This window comes from Nocardia macrotermitis (assembly GCF_009604405.1).
Lineage (GTDB): Bacteria > Actinomycetota > Actinomycetes > Mycobacteriales > Mycobacteriaceae > Nocardia > Nocardia macrotermitis.
The window spans coordinates 363,659-384,036 of the sequence record NZ_WEGK01000002.1 but is presented as its reverse complement, the minus strand read 5'-3'; the positions used below and the strand labels follow the sequence as shown (position 1 = coordinate 384,036).

General features: G+C 65.2%; 21 protein-coding genes. 11 read left to right on the top strand and 10 right to left on the bottom strand.

The window, feature by feature from the left end; genetic code table 11:
• Positions 1 to 30 precede the first annotated feature (30 nt).
• The 8 genes from NRB20_RS05535 (at position 31) to NRB20_RS05500 (ending at position 6,880) form a co-directional block, all read left to right on the top strand.
• A complete protein-coding gene (locus tag NRB20_RS05535) occupies positions 31 to 231 on the top strand; it encodes a hypothetical protein (protein WP_153408106.1) in 201 nt (66 codons plus the stop codon).
• 272 nt (positions 232 to 503) lie between these two features.
• Positions 504 to 1,475: an ABC-three component system protein gene (locus tag NRB20_RS05530; RefSeq protein WP_153408104.1), complete on the top strand. Its 972-nt coding sequence runs from the start codon at positions 504 to 506 to the stop codon at positions 1,473 to 1,475.
• The gene (locus tag NRB20_RS05525) at positions 1,472 to 1,726 is read left to right on the top strand and encodes an ABC-three component system middle component 6 (RefSeq protein ID WP_153408103.1); all 255 of its coding nucleotides are present in this window, start codon (positions 1,472 to 1,474) and stop codon (positions 1,724 to 1,726) included. The genes NRB20_RS05530 and NRB20_RS05525 overlap by 4 nt, the downstream gene beginning before the upstream one ends.
• Positions 1,716 to 3,572 (top strand): ABC-three component system protein, encoded by a 1,857-nt coding sequence (locus NRB20_RS05520; protein ID WP_153408101.1) that lies wholly within the window; start codon positions 1,716 to 1,718, stop codon positions 3,570 to 3,572. Before NRB20_RS05525 ends, NRB20_RS05520 begins: the two co-directional genes overlap by 11 nt.
• Positions 3,573 to 3,677: 105 nt before the next feature.
• Entirely contained in the window at positions 3,678 to 4,568 is an 891-nt protein-coding gene (gene dapA / locus NRB20_RS05515) for a 4-hydroxy-tetrahydrodipicolinate synthase (RefSeq protein ID WP_153408100.1), read from the top strand.
• A gap of 296 nt (positions 4,569 to 4,864) precedes the next feature.
• Positions 4,865 to 5,167, top strand: a complete 303-nt coding sequence (locus NRB20_RS05510) for a helix-turn-helix domain-containing protein (protein ID WP_153408099.1) — start codon at positions 4,865 to 4,867, stop codon at positions 5,165 to 5,167.
• On the top strand, positions 5,164 to 6,447 hold the full coding sequence (locus NRB20_RS05505) for a type II toxin-antitoxin system HipA family toxin (RefSeq protein WP_153408098.1): 1,284 nt from the start codon (positions 5,164 to 5,166) through the stop codon (positions 6,445 to 6,447). Before NRB20_RS05510 ends, NRB20_RS05505 begins: the two co-directional genes overlap by 4 nt.
• A 58-nt stretch (positions 6,448 to 6,505) precedes the next feature.
• Positions 6,506 to 6,880, top strand: coding sequence for a DUF4234 domain-containing protein (locus tag NRB20_RS05500; protein WP_319944508.1), 375 nt, complete (start codon positions 6,506 to 6,508; stop codon positions 6,878 to 6,880).
• A 97-nt stretch (positions 6,881 to 6,977) separates the two neighbouring features.
• Here NRB20_RS05500 and NRB20_RS05495 read toward each other — a convergent pair whose 3' ends face one another.
• A complete protein-coding gene (locus tag NRB20_RS05495; protein ID WP_153408097.1) occupies positions 6,978 to 7,550 on the bottom strand; it encodes a TetR/AcrR family transcriptional regulator in 573 nt (190 codons plus the stop codon).
• 165 nt (positions 7,551 to 7,715) lie between these two features.
• On the opposite strand from NRB20_RS05495, the gene NRB20_RS05490 reads away from it, so the two are divergent.
• Positions 7,716 to 8,300: a hypothetical protein gene (locus tag NRB20_RS05490; protein ID WP_153408096.1), complete on the top strand. Its 585-nt coding sequence runs from the start codon at positions 7,716 to 7,718 to the stop codon at positions 8,298 to 8,300.
• A gap of 160 nt (positions 8,301 to 8,460) precedes the next feature.
• Entirely contained in the window at positions 8,461 to 10,575 is a 2,115-nt protein-coding gene (locus NRB20_RS05485) for an NAD(P)/FAD-dependent oxidoreductase (protein ID WP_319944507.1), read from the top strand.
• Between the two features lie 6 nt (positions 10,576 to 10,581).
• On the opposite strand, the gene NRB20_RS05480 is transcribed toward NRB20_RS05485, so the two are convergent.
• Positions 10,582 to 11,505: an NmrA family NAD(P)-binding protein gene (locus NRB20_RS05480; RefSeq protein WP_153408095.1), complete on the bottom strand. Its 924-nt coding sequence runs from the start codon at positions 11,503 to 11,505 to the stop codon at positions 10,582 to 10,584.
• A gap of 101 nt (positions 11,506 to 11,606) precedes the next feature.
• Between NRB20_RS05480 and NRB20_RS05475 the strand changes: the two genes are divergently transcribed.
• Positions 11,607 to 12,173, top strand: coding sequence for a TetR/AcrR family transcriptional regulator (locus NRB20_RS05475; protein WP_319944506.1), 567 nt, complete (start codon positions 11,607 to 11,609; stop codon positions 12,171 to 12,173).
• Between the two features lie 123 nt (positions 12,174 to 12,296).
• Here NRB20_RS05475 and NRB20_RS05470 read toward each other — a convergent pair whose 3' ends face one another.
• From NRB20_RS05470 to NRB20_RS05430, 8 genes are all read right to left on the bottom strand, one after another.
• Entirely contained in the window at positions 12,297 to 12,689 is a 393-nt protein-coding gene (locus tag NRB20_RS05470) for a type II toxin-antitoxin system VapC family toxin (protein ID WP_319944585.1), read from the bottom strand.
• A gap of 40 nt (positions 12,690 to 12,729) precedes the next feature.
• Entirely contained in the window at positions 12,730 to 12,957 is a 228-nt protein-coding gene (locus NRB20_RS05465; protein WP_153408094.1) for an AbrB/MazE/SpoVT family DNA-binding domain-containing protein, read from the bottom strand.
• 117 nt (positions 12,958 to 13,074) lie between these two features.
• On the bottom strand, positions 13,075 to 14,250 hold the full coding sequence (locus NRB20_RS05460) for a lipid-transfer protein (protein WP_319944505.1): 1,176 nt from the start codon (positions 14,248 to 14,250) through the stop codon (positions 13,075 to 13,077).
• Complete coding sequence (locus tag NRB20_RS05455; protein WP_153408093.1) at positions 14,247 to 14,657, bottom strand: MaoC family dehydratase; 411 nt, start codon at positions 14,655 to 14,657, stop codon at positions 14,247 to 14,249. Before NRB20_RS05455 ends, NRB20_RS05460 begins: the two co-directional genes overlap by 4 nt.
• Positions 14,654 to 15,547 (bottom strand): bifunctional MaoC family dehydratase N-terminal/OB-fold nucleic acid binding domain-containing protein, encoded by an 894-nt coding sequence (locus NRB20_RS05450; protein ID WP_153408703.1) that lies wholly within the window; start codon positions 15,545 to 15,547, stop codon positions 14,654 to 14,656. Before NRB20_RS05450 ends, NRB20_RS05455 begins: the two co-directional genes overlap by 4 nt.
• A gap of 60 nt (positions 15,548 to 15,607) precedes the next feature.
• Positions 15,608 to 16,777 (bottom strand): acyl-CoA dehydrogenase family protein, encoded by a 1,170-nt coding sequence (locus NRB20_RS05445; RefSeq protein WP_153408092.1) that lies wholly within the window; start codon positions 16,775 to 16,777, stop codon positions 15,608 to 15,610.
• Complete coding sequence (locus NRB20_RS05435) at positions 16,762 to 17,928, bottom strand: acyl-CoA dehydrogenase family protein (RefSeq protein WP_227833223.1); 1,167 nt, start codon at positions 17,926 to 17,928, stop codon at positions 16,762 to 16,764. The genes NRB20_RS05445 and NRB20_RS05435 overlap by 16 nt, the downstream gene beginning before the upstream one ends.
• 25 nt (positions 17,929 to 17,953) lie before the next feature.
• Positions 17,954 to 20,215, bottom strand: a complete 2,262-nt coding sequence (locus NRB20_RS05430; protein WP_153408091.1) for an acyl-CoA dehydrogenase family protein — start codon at positions 20,213 to 20,215, stop codon at positions 17,954 to 17,956.
• Positions 20,216 to 20,378: the final 163 nt, after the last annotated feature.

Sequence of the window (20,378 nt, the reverse complement as noted above, 5' to 3'; positions counted from 1 at the left end):
ACAGGCAGCTCACCCAATCGGAGCGACTGAATGCGATCGAATCCCGTGCAGCACAAGGTATTCGTCCACGCCGACGGTGCACTCGCCGAATTCATGTGTCACGTCCACGTGATCGGGCTGACCATGGCTCGTGCCCGCGAGCTCATCGATATCCACCGCACACATCTACCCGACGAGTGCACCGTCCATCTGGAGTCCGCATACCTCTTGACCACCGAAGACGGGCTTTGACATCCGTCAGTCGAACGGGTGGCGATTCACAGACCCCGCGAACGGCCTGCCGGATTCACCACGACCTCTGGCGTGGAAACAGGAAGTGGTCCAACGCCTGTGATGTGATGACCGACCCACCACACGGTGGGTACCGGGACAGGACCTGGTGATATTGGTGCTGGCCGGCCCGAGCAACGCCCCCCAGGCGCCGATCGGCTCGGAAGAGGTGCACTCGCTCTGCACACTGTGGCAACATGTGCTGAAAGACCTTGCAGGGGAGGCAGAACCGGGTGGGACTCTACGAACGAGAGGCATTGCTGCCACAGCAGCGGCAGTATGCGCAGGAGAAACTTCGATGCTTGCTCGAGACGAAATCCGGTGCTGAATTCGAAAACCTCTTTCACCAGCTGATGGAGTTGCGCCATGGCGACTACATGCAGGTTCGAACGCACGGCCAGCTCGGTGACCTCGGGGCCGACGGCCTACGTACCGGTGTCCGTCGTCTATACGCATGCTATGCACCGGAGACCTTCGATATAGGGAAAGTCCGCGCCAAATTTCACAGTGATGTGTCGAGCGCAATCATGCACCGTCCGGAGCAGTTCGATACTTTTGTGTTCGTACACAACGACAGACGCGGCGGTATCCATCCGGTCGTATCATCGCTGTTGGTCAATGCGCATACAGATTTTCCCGATATCACCTTTCAGCAGATGGGCCCGAACAAGCTCTGGATCGAGGCCGCCTATCTGGATCGGGTGCAGATGGAGCACCTCATCGGTGAGGCTATCCCGATAAATCCTGTGGTCTACGCCATAGGACTGGCCGATATCGAACCACTATTGACGCACCTTGCCGAGAATCGACGACCGGACGCGATCGTTGGCTCGATCCCGATCCCCACGGTTTACAAGGTTGATTTCAATAAATTGTCGCAGGATGCCCGGGAGACACTGCAATCCGGCCGACCGTACTCATATCTCGTCGACGAGTACTACCGCGGACTGCTCGACCCGCGTGAGCGCGACGAGGCCGCAGCGGCCTTCCGCGCGTACTACCACGCAATGCGTAGCATGCATGGCGACGACACCGACGAGATCCTGTGGGAGATGGAGGGCTACGTGCTGGGCCAGGAACGCCCCCGGCCCAGCCGGGGCGCTGCGGCCAAGGCAGTTCTGGCCTACTTTTTCGACGAGTGCGATATTTTCGACGTACCGCCGCCCGGCTGGCGCCCGACATATCCGAGCGGAGGTGCCACTTGATCACCCCCACGAAAGGCATCGCACCGGATCGCTCGCTGCTGGCTGTCGGGGCACAGATCGCCATGCAGCTGGACCAGCCCCGCACGGTCAGTCAGGTCTGGACAAAGCTACGAGAATGGCGCAAGGCCAACGGACATCCGGCACCGATCTCATTCGGTTGGTTCGTACTGGCACTCGATACGCTCTACGCGCTCGGTTCGGTCGAGTTCGCCGACGATCTTCTGGTTCGGAGGCCCGCTGATGTTACGTAGGCTGAGCGCGGACGATGATCGATTCAAGACCTTGGAATTCCGGGACGGACTCAATCTTGTCGTTGCGAAATCGACTTCCGATTCCAGCGCGACCGACAGCCGAAACGGCACCGGCAAGTCCAGCACGATTGAGCTTCTCCACTTTCTCTTGGGTGCGCGGGCAGACCGCAGACATCTCGTCGCCCGGAAAGAATTGCGGCGGATCGTTTTTTCTCTGGATATGGACTGGCCGACACTCACCGGCCCACTCGTCATTTCCAGGTCTGGCAGCAATCCCCAGAGCGTTACTCTGAATCCCGGCCTCCTACCCGATGGCGGAGCATCAGGCGACGGCAGAATAAGTAGGTTGGGCCGGGCCACGGAGAAATCTCCCACCACGCACCAGGAGGAATTCCACTTTCCGTACGCCGTCCCGGGGAGTCAAAGGCAGGGCAAAACCCTTGCATCTCCGCGAACAGTACCGGTCACGGACTGGCAGCACATGATCGAACGGCAGCTTTTCGGACTGCGCGGCGAATATCCGGGCGTATCCGGCCGGACATTACTGTCTTTCCTGATTCGCAAGGTCGGCGATCACGGATTCAATGAAGCCACCCGAACCTTCGCACGTCAGCCGGAAGCTCAAGCGACACCCAACCTTGCCTATCTGCTGGGGCTGGATTCCACGCTCGCCGCAAAATATCAGGACATCGCCGCTCGCCGAGCCACCCGAGACCAGCTCAAGAAAGTCGTCGATGATCCGGTATGGGGAAAAGTGGTCGGGCGGGCATCGGATCTGCGCGGCGAGATCGCTGTGCAGCGTTCCAAGATCTCCGACCTCGAGCGTCAGATGAACAGTTTCCGCGTGGTTCCACAGTACGAGGCGCTCAAGATCCGCGCCGACGAGCTGGCGCGCAGGATTCAGCAACTGCACACCGAAGATGCGATCGATCAGCGCAATCTGGATCATCTGGAGCGAGCGGTAGCCGAAGCGATCGATCCCGAAGTTCGTTATCTGGAACCCGTCTACCAAGAACTGGGGATCGCGCTACCGGATCAGACGCTGCGCCGCTTCGAGGATGTGCGGGATTTCCATTCAGCAGTCGTACAGAATCGACGAATTTACTTGGAGGAAGAGATCGAGTCCACCCGCGCCGCGCTCGAGCATCGAAAGACCGAGCGCGCCCGGCTCGGAGAAGAGCAGAGTTTCCTCCTGCGTGAGCTCAGCGAAGGTGGTGCACTGGAGGCCCTGACGACCCTCCAAAAGGCATTCGCCCAAGAGGAGGCAACGCTGGGAGCACTCGAAAATCGCCTCGCGGCGGCACAGACCGTGGAGTCGACGAGCCGCGAAATCGATTCTGCACGAATCGAGCTCGCTCGACAGGTGGATCAGGACCTCAACGAACGTCAGCCTCGCATCAACGAAGCATCGGTACTGTTCAATAAATTGGTAAGCGAGTTGTACGGGGAAGATCGGCCCGCATATCTGGCCGTCGAAGCCGGGCGCAGCAGCCTGAAGATCACCCCGAAGATCAATAGCGACGACAGTCAGGGGATCAACAGGATGCTGATCTTCTGTTTCGACTTCACACTGGCCCTCATCGCACATCGCGCCGGGCGTGGTCCGGATTTCCTCGTCCACGACAGCCATATGTTCGACGGAGTAGACGATCGCCAACTCACCCGAGCGCTCGAAATGGCGGCTGCCCGAACCGAAGCAGAGAACATGCAGTACATCGTCACATTGAACGACGACGACCTTTCGAAAGCACGGAATCTCGGCTTCGAACCCGATCCTTACATCGTGCCTCCCATCTTGACCGATGAGTATGTCGAGGGTGGCCTGTTCGGTTTCCGTTTCGGGTGATGCTTGCCCCGCGAGTACCCGCGAAACCACCCCGACGACCCCCTTCGCGCAGGCACGGGCCTCCACACAGGCGGTGCGGTGCTCACCGGAGGTAATCTCACGACCATGGTGGACACCCCCTTCGGTCGGGTCATCACAGCGATGGTGACCCCCATGCACGCCGACGGCTCGATCGACTACGACGGCCTGCAGCGCCTTGCCGTACATCTCGCCGACCACGGCCATGACGGATTGCTGGTCAACGGGACCACCGGTGAGTCCGCCACCACCACCGACGAGGAGGACTACGCCTGCGTGCGGGCGGTGGTCGAGGCCGTGGGCGACCGGGTCCAGGTGATGGCCGGCTGCGGCACCAACGACACCGAACATTCCACTCGTGCGGCGCGCGAGATGGTTGCCTGCGGGGCCGACGCCCTGCTCGTCGTCACGCCGTACTACAACAAGCCGCCGCAGGACTGCATCCTCGAACACTTCCGTCTGGTCGCCGAGGCCGGCGGCGGCGCGCCCGTCATGCTGTACGACATCCCGGGCCGGACCGGGACGGCGCTGAGCACCGACACCATTCGCCGCGCGGCCGACATTCCCGCCGTGCGCGCCGTCAAGGATGCCAAGGGTGATCTCTTCGAAGCCAGTCGGCTCATGACGCAAACCGACCTGCTCTGGTATTCCGGCGACGACGTCATCAACCTGCCGCACCTCGCGCAAGGCGCGACCGGCATCGTGTCGGTGGTCGGTCACGTCGCGGGCGCTCGCTACGCGGAGATGATCGCCGCCGTCGACCGCGGCGACCTGTCTCGGGCCCGTGAGATCCACCGACGTCTCATCCCCGCCATCGACGCGATCATGCACGTCTCGCAGGGCGCCATCCAGGCCAAAGCCGCCATGAAAATGCTCGGCGTCATCTCCTCCGACGCACTACGTATGCCATACCGGCAGGGCCCGCCCGAGCATCAGCAACGTCTGCGTGCCGGGCTCGAGGAATCCGGTCTGCTGTAGGCAGGCGCATGAACGTCGCTGTGCAGCGGCACCGATTGCCCTGCGGCACAAGACAACTGGCGATGGCGAGCCGGAGAAACCTGGTCGAACCACGCCGACTGACAACTACCGAACAGCCGCCTTGTCGCTATACGGCGACAATCGGCAATGTCGCCATACGGCGACAGTCAAGGCGAATCGCCCGGGCGATTGTCTTCGTTCGCAGACAAAACCAATTGTCCACGAACGTAGACAGTGTCGCCGTATGACGACAATAACGCTTGTCGTCATACGGCGACAAATGATATTGTCGCCGTATGACGACAACCAGGGTGGATCGGCCCGACGACTTGGGCCCCGCCCTGCGCGAGATCAGGGTTGCCGATGAGATCACACAGTCAGCACTGGCGGCACTGGCCGGCGTCGGCCGTCAGTGGCTCAACGCCTTCGAGATGGGCGACAAATCATCAGCACCACTCGACATGGTGATGCGCGTAGCCGCGGCCCTGGACGTGACGCTGGTGCTGGCTCCGCCCGACAGACACCGAATCGACATGCAGTACGGCATCGACGATGAACCGATCGACCTCGCCGCACACCTGGAGCAGTACAACCGATGAGCATCACGGACGAGCACCGGTTGGACGTAGTAATGAACGGCCACGTGATCGGCGACGTCCAACACACGGGCAAACGCCGGATGCGGCTGCGCTATTCGGAGCCTCCCAGCCAGAGTTTCACCCCGCTGTCCGTGTCGATGCCGGGCCCCACGGGGCGATACCGCGAGTCCGTGCTGGACCCGTGGCTTTCCGGCCTCCTTCCGGATCGCCCCGAGACTCTTCGGCAATGGCGACGTCAGTTCGGTATCTCCCACGAGACCGACGCCTATTCGCTCTTGCAACACGTCGGCGAGGACTTGGCCGGCGCGGCACAATTCGTTCGCCCCGAACGCCTCGAATCAGTGCTGGAACGATCCGGACGTCTGAGTCCCCTGGATGGCTCCCGGATTGCCGAAATGCTCCGCCGCGCCAAGGCCGATCTGCCCGTCTCAGGAGAAGACAGCAGGCAGGGCAAGTTTTCCCTCGCAGGTGCCCAGGCGAAGATCGCACTCCATCACATGGAGGGCGGCTGGAGTGACCCCTCGGGTAGCGTGCCTTCCACCCATATCCTCAAGCCCGCCATCCCCGGCATGGCCGACCAGGATCTGATCGAGGCCGTCACACTGCGCACAGCGAGCAACCTGCACCTGAATGTCGCGAAGTGCTCGATCGAAAAGTTCGCCGACGAGCGCGCCATCGTCGTGGAGCGCTACGACCGCGCCCGCAAATCCGACGGGCAGTGGACTCGCGTGCACCAGGAAGACATGTGTCAGGCGCTGGGCATATGGCCGAGTCGCAAGTACGAAAGCCAGGGTGGCCCGAACGCAACCACGCTGTCCGATCTGATTCGCAGAGAAAGCGAAGATCCTTCGGAGGACGTACAGCGATTCGTTCAGGCGCTCATTTTCAACTGGCTCGTCTGCGGTACCGACGGCCATGCCCGCAACTACTCACTCCTGCTCAGTGGCCGAACCGTACGCCTGGCCCCGCTTTACGACCTCAACTCCCATCTCGCCTATTCCGATGGATCCGGGAACAGCTTGTCGATCTCGGTCGCGGGAGTGTTCCATGCCGATCGAATCACGGTTGACAGCTGGGTACGGTTCGCTCCGGCTCTGCACGTCGAACCGGACTGGCTGCGCAATGAGATCGACCGCCAACGAGACAGCCTGTTGAATGCCATGGCGGCGGCCGCGGCTTCGACCGACATCGCGACCTACGACAGCCCAACCGTCCATCGGCTGCTGTCGAACACCGCCGACTGGTTGGAGCGCCGGTTCAAACCCGGAGGTGAGCGGTAACGGGTAGGAATCCTGCGACGAAGTCCGGCCAACAGCGCCCCAACCGAAGGACACAGCCGTGACAGACTCCACGCTCGCCCCTGTCGACGTCGTCAAACGCCGAAATCCCCTGCTCGTCTGGTTGATCTGGCCGCTGATCACGCTCGGCATCTATAACCTGGTCTGGTACTACAAGATTCATCGAGAGATGCGGGATCTCACGCGGGACCCGCAAGCGCCCGTCGCGGGACCGATGCTGGTGATCTTGTTGCTGGGCTGGACGGTGATCGGCCCGCTGATCAGCTACTTCAGAACAGGGCATCGCATCCGGCAGGCACAGATGGCCGCCACCGGCCAGGCAACTTGCAATCCGTGGGTCGGATTGATCCTGTGCTTCGTCTTCGGTCTGCAGATCATTTACTACCAGCTCGAACTGAACAAGATCGCAGTCTGAGTCGGCCGTTCGACGACGGCACCGGGCGGGACCGATATGGCGCCCTGATCCGGGATGCACTCCTCGCTACTGGGAAACACATAGCGGCGCAAGCGATTCAGGTGTTCGATGCCCGACCGCTGCGGTAGCCCAGCAACCCCTCGACCCCCCGCAGGAACGTTTCCGTGACGGGTTCCGGATCCGTGAGACACCCCGCTGCCATCGCTCCGTCGCGGAGCATGACGAAGTGGCGGGCGGCTGGTTCGGGGTCGGGTTTGGTTGTGGCGGTGAAGAGTTCGGTCATGGTGGTGAGGAACCAGTGGCGGTGGTCGAGGACTGCTCGGTGGACGGGGTGGGTGGGGTCGGGGAATTCGGCGGCGGCGTTGAGGAAGGCGCAGCCGCGGAAGCCGTCTCGGCGGATGTCGTCGGCGATGGCGTGGGCGACGGCTCGGATGACGTCGTCGGGGGCGGTGCCGGGGGTGCGGGCCTGCTGGGTGCGGGTGCGGATGGCGTCGTCGGCTTGTTTCAGGTAGGCGACGAGTAGGTCGTTCTTGCCGGGGAAATGGCGGTAGAGGGTGGCTCGGGTCACCTTCGCCTCGCTGATGACGCGTTCGACGCCGACGGCGTGCAGGCCCTCGGCGTAGAACAGGCCGGTCGCCGTATCGAGCAGCCGAGTGCGCGCTTCGGACATCGTGCTCCATCCGTTCGGTCGAGGTGTCGTTGTCAGGCTAGCAGAAAGAACGATCGGTCTTGACAGTCGCAGGCCCATGCCGCAAGCTCAGGGAGACCGATCGTTCTTTCTCTCCATCGGGACGTCGGGATCATCCACCGCACCACCACTCCGAGAGGGACCCTGATGTCCAGCCCATTCGCCACCGCCGACCGCGACATCGCCCCGGTGTCCACCACCGGCAGCACCCGCACGCTGCGCAACCTCTACTACGTCCGATTCGCATTCGCCGTCGTCTGGGCCGTGCTGCTGATGACGGTCGCCAAGACGATCACCCCCGGAACCACCGTCCTGCTGGCGATCTACCCCCTGTTCGACCTCGCCGCGGCCGTGGTCGACCTCCGCTCGTCGGGGGCCACCCGGGCCAGGACGCCCCTCTACATCAACATGGCCCTGAGTTTGGCCGCCACCGTCGCGCTGTGCGCCGCGGCCACCTCCGGAATCCCGGATGTGTTGCGCGCGTGGGGAATCTGGGCGATCACCGCCGGAATCGTGCAACTGGTCGTCGCGATCCTGCGCTACCGCCTCGGCGGCCAGTGGGCGATGATCCTCAGCGGCGGCATCTCCGTTCTCGCCGGAAGCAGCTTCATCGCGATGGCGGGCGGACCGAACGCCGCGCTCACCTCCGTCGCGGGATATGCGGTTCTCGGCGGTGTTTTCTTCCTGATCTCCGCGATTCGGCTGCATCGCGTGGCGGCGAGAGCCGAGTGATATTCGCGCCCTGACATCCGCTCGCCCGACCCGGCCGCTCACCCGGCCGCCTCGGGCGAGCGGATGCGTCTTCGCAGCTCATCGCGGCGTTTCGGACGGGCGAGTCTCGGTCATCGGGAACGGTGCGGTGCCATACAACGGTGCGATCTAGCGTTGATTTGTGCCCCGTAAAGCAACTTTTCCGCACCTGCTCGCCCCCGGAACCATCGGGCCTGTCACGGTGCCCAACCGGGTCGTCCTGCCCGCGATGGATATGAATCTGTGCGAGGACGGGGAGATCGAGCAGGCGGACATCGATCATTTCGTCGCGCGGGCGGCCGGTGGGACAGGGCTGATCATCACGGGGTGCTGCGCCGTCGCCTATCCGATCGGGTGCGCGAGCACGAAAGAGCCTGGGCTGTCGGAAGATCGGTTCATTCCCGGACTTCGTGCGCTGGCCGATGCCGTGCACGACGCGGGGAGCAAGTTGTGCGTGCAGATGACCCATCACGGCAAGATCGCCCGAATCGACACCGTCGCCGGACGACCGCTGCTGGTGCCGTCGATACCGACCGGGTCCGCCGACCTTTCCGCCTTGGGAGACAACACTTCTGGCGAGATGCGGAAGATGGCCGCGGTGACCGGCGGCAAGCAGGCCACCTATCGCGAGGCCACCCGGGACGACATCGATTGGCTGGTGCGGTGTTTCGCGGAGGCGGCCGGGCGGGTGCGGGCGGCCGGTGCCGACGCGGTCGAAATCCACTGCGCGCACGGATACATTCTCGGCGCGTTCCTGAGCCGCGCGGACAACAGGCGCACCGACGAATACGGTGGGGCACTGGCGAATCGGGCACGATTGGCAGTGGAGGTGATCCGGGCGGTCAAGGCCGAAGTCGGTGATTCGCTGGCGATTCTGGTGCGCATCGCCGGGCGCGAATTCGGCGAGGACGACGCGTTGACCACCGAGGAGGCCGTGCAGGCGTCCGCACTGTTCGAGGCTGCCGGTGCCGACGCGATCCACGTCACCGGGTGGGGACGAAATCCGTTCTCCAACTTCACCGATGGCCCGCTGCCCGATCGCGTCGGCGCGTACACCGAGCTGGCGGGTGAGGTGAAGAAGGCGGTGTCCATTCCGGTGATCACCGTCGGACGGGTACTGCCGGAGGTCGGCGAGCAGGTGATCGCCGCGGGGACAGCCGATTTCGCCGCGATGGGACGGCAGTTGCTCGCCGATCCCGAGCTGGTGAACAAGCTCGCGGCCGGGACACCCGAAAACGTCCGCCCCTGCATCAATTGCTATGTGTGCGTACAGGAGAACTTCTGGGACGACACCCCGATCTGCGCGGTGAATCCGGCGCTGGGCAACGAGAAACTGCTACCGCTGACGCCCGCTCCGACTGCGAAACATGTCGTCATCGTCGGAGCGGGCCCCGGCGGGCTGGAGGTCGCCCGGATCGCCGCCGAGCGGGGACACCGAATTACCTTGTTGGACAAGACTGATCGGCTCGGCGGGACGCTCTGGTTCTCCAGCCTCACCACGCCGGACAATCAACGTCTGCTGGACTGGTTGAAGGTCCAGGTCGGGCAGCTCGACATCGATATCCGCTTGAACACCGAGGCCAGCGCGACCTCGATCGCCGCTCTGCATCCGGACGTGGTGGTGGTAGCCACCGGTGCGGTGCGCGGACGACCGGACGTTCCCGGCAGCGATCTGCCGCACGTCCATACCGGAGATACCTTGCGCGCCTTGATGACCGGGTCCGGTGATGTCTCCGCGGTACCGCTGCCCCTTCGCGCGATCGCGAAACTGGGAAAGTTGTCCGGCATCACCGGTAGCCCGGCCGCCATTCGCACGGTCACCCGAAAGTTCCTGCCGATGGGCAGGAATGTCGTCGTGATCGGCGGTTCGCTTGTGGGACTGGAACTCTCGGAGTTCCTCGCCGAACGCGGCCGCAACGTCACCCTGCTCGAGGAGGGGCAGCAACTCGGCGTGCCCATGGCCATGCCCCGCCGCTGGACGGCGGTCCGCCACGCGGGCGAGCACGGCGTGCGGATTCACCGGCATGCGACGGTGCAGCGAATCACCAAGCAGCACGTGGAGTTTCGTGTTACCGACGAGACGATGACCGCCCCGGCGGATATGGTCGTCGTCGCCTCGGGAGTATCCGCTCGGGCTCCGCTCACCGACGCCCTCGCGGGCGTGGTTCCCGAGGTGCACGTGGTCGGAGACGCCGCCGAGGTCGATTACATCCAGGGCGCGATGCACTCCGCGTGGAAAGTCGCCGCCGAGTTGTGAATTCGCTCAGGCCGCAGGTCGAAGCTTCCGCGAGGCCCATTCCGCGAAACTCGTGACGGGGATACCGAGATCCCTGGCGAACTCCGGGCGGGCGGGCTGCGGAACCACGTTCAACAGATCCAGCCCGGCACCCATGGCGGGCATTCCGGCCGCCCGCGCCTGTTCCTCGGTCATGTTCGGTGCAGACAGCGGCGTATCCAGCACGCGGGCAAGGACTTCGGCGATCTCGGTCATCGTCGACAGATCACTGGCGAGTTCGAGTTCGACGCCGTCGAACCGCTCGGGCGCGAGGAAGGCCGCGGCGGCGGCACGACCGATATCGTCCACCGCGACCAGCGACAGGCGAGTCTCCGGTTTGATGACGCTCACCAGCCCGCCCTCGACACCGCGCGGGAACAGATACGCCGCGGACGGCAGAAAGTTCTCCATGAAGGTCGCGGGCTTGAGCAGCGTCCAATGCCGGAAACCCGCCGCGCGCACCCGATCCTGAATCACGGCCTTCGCCCGCAGACTGGCCTCGGCCATCGGCCAGCGGCCCTCGGTCCAGCGCGGATCCTCGGTGCGCTGCCCCGCGCCGGAAACGGAAGTGTGCACGAACTGCGTTACTCCCGCAGCCAGCGCCCCCTCGACGAGATTCACCGCTTGCGCGATCTCACCGTCGAAATCTGGTCCGGCCGAACCAAATTCGGGCATCTGCACGGAAAATACCGCCCGCGCTCCCGCGGCCGCCCGGATGATCGAATCGCGATCACGCAGATCACCGGTGACCAGTTCAGCGCCGAGCGCCGCGACGGCCGCGGCGCGCGCGGTGTGCGGATCACGAACCAGAGCACGAACTCCGACGCCCGCCTCGAGCAGCGCACGGGCGGTAGCGCCACCCTGCTGACCGGTGGCCCCGGAAACCAGAACCGGTGCGGAATCTGTAGACATGATGCCCCTAACATGCGGATTCACTAAACGGCGAGGCCCGCCGTTTATCTTCCACTAAGATATGGCGGGGCCCGCCGTTTAGCAACCCAGGAGGTGACGCCGTGCCCGGACAGCAGCGTGCCGACGCACGCCGCAACTACGCACGCGTCCTCGCGGTAGCGGAAGAGGAGATCGCCGCCCACGGCGCCAACGCGTCCATGGAACGAATCGCCCGCATCGCGGGAGTGGGCTCCGGAACCGTACGCCGCCACTTCCCCACCCGCCGCGCACTGCTGGAAGCGGTGTCCCACAAGCGAATCGAAGCGCTGTGCACCCGCGCCGAGGAACTACTCGACGCCCCCGACAGCCGCGCCGCGCTCCTGGAATGGCTGACCGACGTCCTCACCTACTGCATAGGCGCCCGCGGACTTGCCGCCACTCTCACCCAGGACCTCACCGACCCGGTACACGACAACGCCTGCTCGGCAGCCCTGGAAAAATCCGGAAACCCATTGCTACACAGAGCAGTTCAGGATGGCACGGTAACAACCACCGCAACCGTCGCGGAACTGATCATGCTGATCGTCGGCATAGCCCTCACCACCGAAACCTCCCCCGACCCCACCACCCGAGCCACCCGCCTACTCGACCTGACCATAGCCGGACTCCCCCCGACCCAACCGCAATAGCCGGACCACACAGTTCCCCCGAAAGCACAACGGCTTCGCAGGGACTGGACAATCCATTTCGAAGGAGCCCGCAGACCTCATGCGGTCGACGCCGCATCCCCGATCAGCGATGCCGCATCCTGATCACGCCGGTGCGATCACCTGAAGCCGCGGAAAGTAAGTCCGGAAACGCGCCGCATCCCGGGTGAGCAGTCGATACCCGGCGACCACGGCATGCGCACCGATGTAGAAGTCGGGCAGCGGACCGCGCCTCTCCCCGCCCTTGCGCCGGTAGGCGACGAACGCCTTACCGGCCACGAACCCCGCCGTATACGGCAGATCTTCCCGCCCCAACTCCGCTTCGGGGAGCGCCGCGTCGAGGTCCTCGATGGCGTCGAAACCCGCGGCGACCTCGGCATAGACGATCGGGTTGATGACCAGCGACCCGACATTGCGGGCCCGGGCGAGCGCACGATCCGACCAATCCGCCCAGGTGGGGTCGTTGGTGAGGACATCGAGTAACACACATGAATCCACCAGCGTCGTCGGACGATCGGCAACAACACGAAGACCGGGCTCATTCACCACGGAAAAGTTCCATCAACTCATCGGTCGTCATCTTCGTGGTGGCACGCCCGCGCATATGCTTCACCAAGCGTTCGCCGCGGCTCTCCGCCCCCTGTCTCCGCACGATTTGCAGAGCACCACCCACGTCGACGACATCCACCTCATCCCCCTCTTCCAGCGCGTATTTGTGCCGCAGTTCCGCGGGAATCGTGACCTGCCCCTTGCTGTTGAGCCGCATCGGCCACCTCCCGTGGTACGTAATACCTACGATACGTATTACACGACGGGTACGCAATGCCCGACGACCCGTACCCCAGGAGCATCACGTGGGCTCCCGGGGTATGGATTCGGCAGGTCAGGCGGCGGTGAGGACCAGGCCCGAGGTGGGGACGCCGGTGCCGGCGGTGACGACTATGTTCTGGACGTCGGGGACCGGGTTCACCGAGGTGCCGCGGATTTGGCGGACGGCTTCGGCTATGCCGTTCATGCCGTGGATGTATGCCTCGCCCAGTTGGCCGCCGTGGGTGTTGAGGGGGAGGCGGCCGCCCAGTTCTATGGCTCCGTCGGCGATGAAGTCCTTGGCTTCGCCGCGGGGGCAGAAGCCGAGTTCCTCGAGTTGCATGAGGACGAAGGGGGTGAAGTGGTCGTAGAGGATGGCGGCTTGCATATCCGTTGGGCGCAAACCGCTTTGGGACCAGAGTTGGTCGCCTACCAGGCCCATTTCCGGGAGGCCGGTGAGGGCGTCGCGATAGTAGCTGGTCATGACGTACTGGTCTGCGCCGGAACCCTGTGCGGCGCCGGCGATCACGGCCGGTTTCTGCGGAAGGTCCCGTGCGCGTTCGACACTCGTGACCACGATGGCGACGCCGCCGTCGGTCTCCTGGCAGCAGTCCAGCAGGTGCAGGGGTTCGGCGATCCAGCGGGAGTTCTGGTGATCCTCGAGGGTGATCGGCTTGCCGTAGAAGTGGGCCGCCGGATTGACCGCCGCGTGCTTGCGGTCCGCCACCGCCACCTTGCCGAAATCCGCACTGGTAGCGCCGTATACGTGCATGTAGCGCCGGGCGACCATGGCCACCTGCGCGGCGGGCGTGCCCAGCCCCTGCGGGTATCCCCAGGCCGCGTCCACGCCCGAGGAGGTCGGGGCGGCGGCGAGGTGAGTTGCGAACTGGCCGAAGCGATGTCCGGAACGTTCGTTGAAAGCCCGGTATGCCACAACGACATCCGCGACTCCGGTCGCCACCGCCATGGCGGCCTGCTGCACGGTCGCCGCCGCCGCACCGCCGCCGAACGGAATGTTGCTGAAGAACTTCAGCTGCGGCACACCAACCGCACGCGCCACCGCGGCCTGCGTGTTGGTGTCCATGGTGAACGTCGTCAGCCCGTCCACATCCGCGGGCGTCAACCCGGCGTCGGCCAGCGCGGCGGTGACAGCCTCTGCGGCCAAACGCAATTCGCTGCGCCCCGAATCCTTGGAGAAGTCCGTGGCCCCGATCCCGACGATGGCGGCCCTGCCGCTGATACCCGTACTCACGAGGTCTCCTGCAACTCGATCACGGCCTTCGCGGTGATGTGGTCACCGAGGCTGTCCTTGCCGACCACATCGATGTGCACCACGGCACCCTCGACGGCGGTCACGGTGCCGCTCAACGTCAACGTGTCACCCGCGTACAGCGGCACACCCAGCCGCAACGCCACCGATTTCACGACCGCGCCGGACCCGGCCCAATCGGTCACGAACCGTTGCACCAGACCGGTATCGGTGAGGATGTTGACGAAGATGTCCTTCGAACCCCGCTGCACCGCCTTGTCCCGATCGTGGTGCACGTCCTGAAAGTCCCTGGTGGCCAACGCCGAACTGACCACGAATGTCGGATCGGCGTGAATCACCAACTCGGGCAGGGCATTTCCGACCTGCACGGCCGAAACTCGCAGCGTCATCGGACCGCCTTCCAGTACGGCAGCGTGTTGTCCTCGTCGAGTTTCTCGAACGCGACCTCCACCGGCGCGCCCACGCTCACCTCGTCGGGCTCGATACCGCGCAGCTCACCGAGCACGCGCACACCTTCCTCCAACTCGACCAGCGCCACCACGAACGGCAGCGTCCGTCCGGGCACCTTCGGCGCGTGGTGCACCACATAGCTGAACACCGTGCCGCGCCCCGAGGCCACGACGTAGTCCGGCGTCTTGTCCCTGTCCTGCCACAGCGCCGGAACCGGCGGATGCCGCAGCGACCCGTCCGGCAGCCGCTGAATCCGGAGTTCGCCGAGTTTGGCTCCCTCCCAGAAGAATTCGGTGTCCTTGGAGACGATGGGCCGCACCCGCTTGCTCAGATCCTCCTGCGGCGCAGCGGGTTTCCCGGTTCCTGGAATGAATTTCAGCATCCGGAACGACATCTCGGTGACGGCCTCGTCCCCGACGTACCAGGTCAGCAGGTAGGTGGCGAACCACCCCTCCCCCAGCCCGGTGTGCTTGGGCCCGACCAGATCCTGCAATCGCGTTCGCGCATAAGGCTTCTCACCGAGTCGCAGATAGCGGTGATAGGTCTGCTCACAGTTCGTCGCCACCACCGAGGTGTATCCGGCGGCGTCGAGCAGATCGTTGACCGCGTTCATCGGATCGTCCGCGGGCCGCGCGCCGTGCAGACCGGGCATGGTCCACACCTGCGCCATCGCGGGCGGCGCGACGATCCCCGGATGCCCCGCGGCCCGCGCGGCCTCCTCGTCGACGTAGACCGGATTCGCGTCGCCGATGGCCTCGATCCAGTTGTTGATCATCGGCTGATTCACCGGGTCACGGCCATAGCGGGGGGCGCATTCGCCCTGCGCCATGATCCGGTCCCCGGCCGCGACGATCTCGTCAGCGGTGCTGTTCTCCGGCACTCCAGGCTCCTATCTCGGTACGCGGGGCAGCCGCAGGCCGGCGGTCGCGATGAGTTCGCGCATGACTTCGTTGACGCCGCCGCCGAAGGTCACCACCAGGTTCTGCTTGGTGCGCCGATCCAGCCAGCCCAGCAGTTCCGCGGTCGCGGGCTCGGCCGGATCGCCGTAGCGACCGACCACCTCCTCGGCCAAACGCCCTGCCTCCTGGAGGGATTCGGTCGAATAGACCTTGGTGGCCGAGGCGTCGGCGATGACCCCGTTGGGGTCCTCCTCGGCCTCGCCGGCCTTCGCCGCGACCTGCCAGTTCAGCAGTTCGTTGAGCCGCGTCATGGCGTGCAGCCGACCCAGCGTGCGCTGCACCCCGGACTCGCCCAGCACATCCTGCGCCTTCGCCCAGTCGTGCACCCGGTCGTAGAGCTGCTCGATCTTGCCCGACGGCCCGAGCCCCACCCGCTCGTGATTGAGCTGTGTGGTGATCAGCTTCCAGCCCCGATTCTCCTCGCCCACAAGCATGTTCGCCGGCACGCGGACGTTGTCGAAGTAGGTCGCGTTGGTGTGGTGCGCGCCGTCGCAGGTGATGATCGGAGTCCAGGAGTAGCCCGGATCCTTGGTGTCCACGATCAGGATCGTGATCCCGCGATGCCGCGATTCGGTGGTACCGGTGCGGCAGGCCAGCCAGATGTAATCGGCCTCGTGCGCGCCGGTGGTGAACACCTTCTGCCCGTTGACGATCCAGTCCCCGTCGCTGTCCCGCACGGCGCTGGTGCGCAGCGCGGCCAGGTCGGTACCGGCCTCGGGTTCGGAGTAGCCGATCGCGAAATGAATGTCGCCGGAAAGGATTGCGGGCAGGAACTTGCGCTTCTGCTCGTCGGTGCCGAACTGTTGCAGCGTCGGTCCGACGGTCAGCAGCGTCACCAGCGGCAGCGGCACATCCGCGCGCACCGCCTCGTTGTAGAAGATCTGCTGTTCGACGGGCCCGAATCCCTGGCCGCCGAATTCCTTCGGCCAGCCCACACCGAGCCAGCCGTCCCGGCCCATGCGGTGCACGACGGCGCGGTAGGCGTCGCCGTGCCGGTTGATCAGCATCTCGGCCGCCTCGTCGGGAGTGACGAGATCGTCGAAGTACGAACGTAATTCGGCGCGCAGCGTGCGCTGCTCGAGTGTCAGATCGATGAACATCTGGCCCCCAGACGGTCCAGCCGGAACGATTCGCCGCCGAGCCAGCGGGCGATGTCCTTGGCCTGTGAGTAGTAACGATGCAGCGGATGGGTCACGTCGACGCCGATACCGCCGTGCAGGTGATGGCATTTCTGCATGGCCGCGGGCAGATCCGACGCGACCGCGTAGGCGAGCACATCCAGATCATCATCAGTTCTGTGTCCAATTGCCTCCGCTTCGCTCCGGCGGGCAGCGGCCCCCGAAGTCTCGGTCCTTCCCTCCTCCGCTCCTCCGCTTCGCTCCCCCGCTCCGTCAGTCCAGGACCGAGACGGGCCGCTGCCGAGATGTGTCGCAAGTGCCCAATTCGCCGAGGCCGCCGCCACGTGCAACGTCCGCGAGACGACGTACACATCGGCGATTTCCTGTGCCACGGCCTGGAATTCGGCCAGCGGACGGCCGAACTGCTGCCGGGTCCGCACATGTTCGGCGGTCAACGTCAGCACACCCTTGAGCAGCCCGTCCGCGACCGCCCCGATGGTGGCCACCGCGAACCGGTGCAGGTCACCGAACCCGACCGGCAACAGCTGCTCGGCCGGCACGATCACCTCGTCGAATCGCACCGAGAATTCCGGGAATCCGGCCGAGGTCGGACTCTCCACATAACTGATCCCGGTCGCGTCACCGTCCACCACGGCCAGCCCGGCATCGGTCGGCACGAGGATCCACTCCGCCTGATCCGCGTACGGCACAGCGGTTTTGCGGCCGGAGATCCGGACCGAGTCACCCTCGGTGACCGCGGTGGTCCGCGGCGTCGTGGTGAACGGCGCACCCGGCTCATGCAGTGCGGCGGTGAGCACCGCGCCCTTGGCGACGGCGGGAAAGATCTTCTCCGCCAACGCATCCGGGAGGTTGCCGACCAGTGGCAGCACACCCAGTCCGAGCGTCGCCAGGGCGGGTACCTGTACCGCGTCGGTGGCCAGCTCGGTCAGCATCGCCGACACCTCGAGCAGGCCCATATCGTCGCCGCCGAACCGTTCGGGCAGGGCGACCGCCAGCAGACCGCTGTCCACGAGGGTCGGCCACAGCTCGATGTCACGCTCGGTATTGCGTTCCAGCAAACTTACGACAACCTCGGCGACAGCGTCCTGGCTCTCATCTGCGTTGAAGTCCAATTCCATGCTCCAGATCGAGGTGGGGCTACGCCTGCGGTTCGCGCGGGAGGCCGAGTATCCGTTCACCGGCCACCGTCAGCAGGATCTGCTCGGTACCGCCCGCAATCGACAAACAGCGCGTCAACAGGAATTCTTTCACCAGATCGGTGTCCTGCGCACCTGCCGTACCGGTAAGTTCGACGGCGAATTCGGCTACCGCCTGCCGGTGTCGCACACCGACCAGTTTGCGCACGCTGCTCTGCGGTCCAGGATCCCCGCCGGCGAGCATGCGCTGCGCCGCACGAGTCTCCAGCAATAGACCGGCAACAGCGTCGGAGACGAGTTCGCCGATGCGGTCGGCGATCAACTCAGCCCCGGGGCCCGAGGTCGGGGCCGCGGCGATGAGCGCCTCGAGGGCGTCACCGATTCCGCTGCCGCCCATGGCAACCCGCTCCGAGGACAACGTCGAACGCGCGATCTTCCACCCCGCGCCGAGCTGCCCGACCAGGCACTCGTCCGGAACGAAGACGTCGTCCAGGAACACCTCGGAGAACCGCGCCTCACCGGTGATCTGCACCAGCGGCCGCACCTCGATGCCCGGACTGCTCATATCGACCAGGAAGTAGCTGATCCCACGATGTTTGGCCGCGCTCGCATCGGTGCGAGCCAGGCAGATTGCCCAGTTCGCGACGTTGGCCAGCGAGGTCCACACCTTCTGCCCGCGCAGCTGCCAACCGCCCTCGACGCGCGTCGCGGTGGTGCGCAACGCCGCCAGATCCGATCCGGCCTCCGGCTCGCTGAACAGCTGGCACCAGATCACCTCGCCGCGCAACGTCGGCCGCACGAAACGTTCGATCTGCTCGGGACTGCCGTGTTGCAACAGCGTGGGCACCGCCCAGTTGCCGATCGTGATGTCCGGCACCGTGATTCCGGCGTTGCGAACCTGTTCGTCGATCAGCGTGCGCAGGATCGGGCCCGCGCCCCGGCCGTACGGCGCGGGCCAGTGCGGCGCGAAAAGTCCGGTGTCCACCAACGCATCTCGCTGCTGTTCGACCGGAAGTGCCGCGATGCGAGCGAGATCCGCGGCCAGTTCGGTCGCCTGCGCGGCGTCCAGGCCGAGCGATTCCCACGCCTCGGTGTCGTTCCGCGCGTCCTCACCGGCGCTCGCTTCGGGCCCGGAGGCGGCAGCTTGCGTAACCACGGAGGGCCCAGCGAGCGCCGCATCGGACACAGCACCCAGGTCCAGGCCGACGGTTCGCCGGTGTCCCCGGCGCACCAGATCGGTCACCCGCGCTCGCCACGTCCCGCCCCCACCGAGCAACTGCCGCAACGCAATTGCCCGACGCAGGTAGAAGTGCGCGTCGTGCTCCCAGGTGAAGCCGATCCCGCCGAGCACCTGGATGCAGTCCTTGGCGGTCTGCACGGCGGCGTCCAGCGAGATCGTCATCGCGATGGCCGCGGCGATCGGCAGTTCGGGGTTGCGCCCCTGATCGACCGATGCGGCGGCCGCGGCATCGGCGGCGACCGCGCGGATCAGCTCCGCCCGGCACAGCATCCACGCGCAAATATGCTTCACCGCTTGGAATTCGCCGATCTTGCGCCCGAATTGCTCACGGACCTTGGCGTATTCGGTGGCGGTCGCCAGGCACCAGCCCGCGATACCGGCGGCCTCGGCGGCGACCAGTACTGCGGCCAGATCCCTTACCGCACAAGCGGGTTCGAAGACGTGCTCGGCGGGAACCCGCACCCCGGCGCATGCCACCAGGGCCAGCGGCGTGCTGTGATCGAGCGGTTCGAGCGGTTCGATGCGCAGTCCGGCGGTATCGGGCGTGATCAGGCACCACACCTCGCGATCACCGCGCGACACCGGCAGCAGCACCGCGCCGCCCGGCGCCGCACCCAGCACCACGGGCCACGTCCCCGACAGCTCCAGCTCACCGGATCCGTTGTCCGACACCGGAACCGGACCGTCCAGCGCGACTCCGCACGGCACGTCCTCGGCCAGCGCGGCACCGACGACCAATCCGGCCAGGGCGGTCGAGAGCACCGGCCCACCGACCAGATCGTGTGCCGCCTGCTCGATCAGCACGGCCAGATCACTCACCGAACCGTCTGCGGCGCCGTCGTCTTCGGCGACGGCGACCCGGAAAACGCCGAGCCCGACCAGGCTCGGCCAATACTCACGCCAGGAATCGGTCGCGTGATGTCCATCGGATCCGGCCGCGTCGCGCTGCCGCGCCGCGCCGTTCGATCCCAGTCCAGCGCGCATTGTTGCAATCGGGCCGACCGTCGCCGCCCATGCGCTCATCGACTCCTGAACGGCTTTATGCTCGTCAGTGGTGGCGATGGTCACACTCCATACCGCCTTTCCGGCGTGACTCCCACACCTAGAACATGTTCTAATATCCTCATCGGGCGGATGTCAACCGCCGTCCCACCAACCGACGAGACGCACCTCGCCACCGGATGAG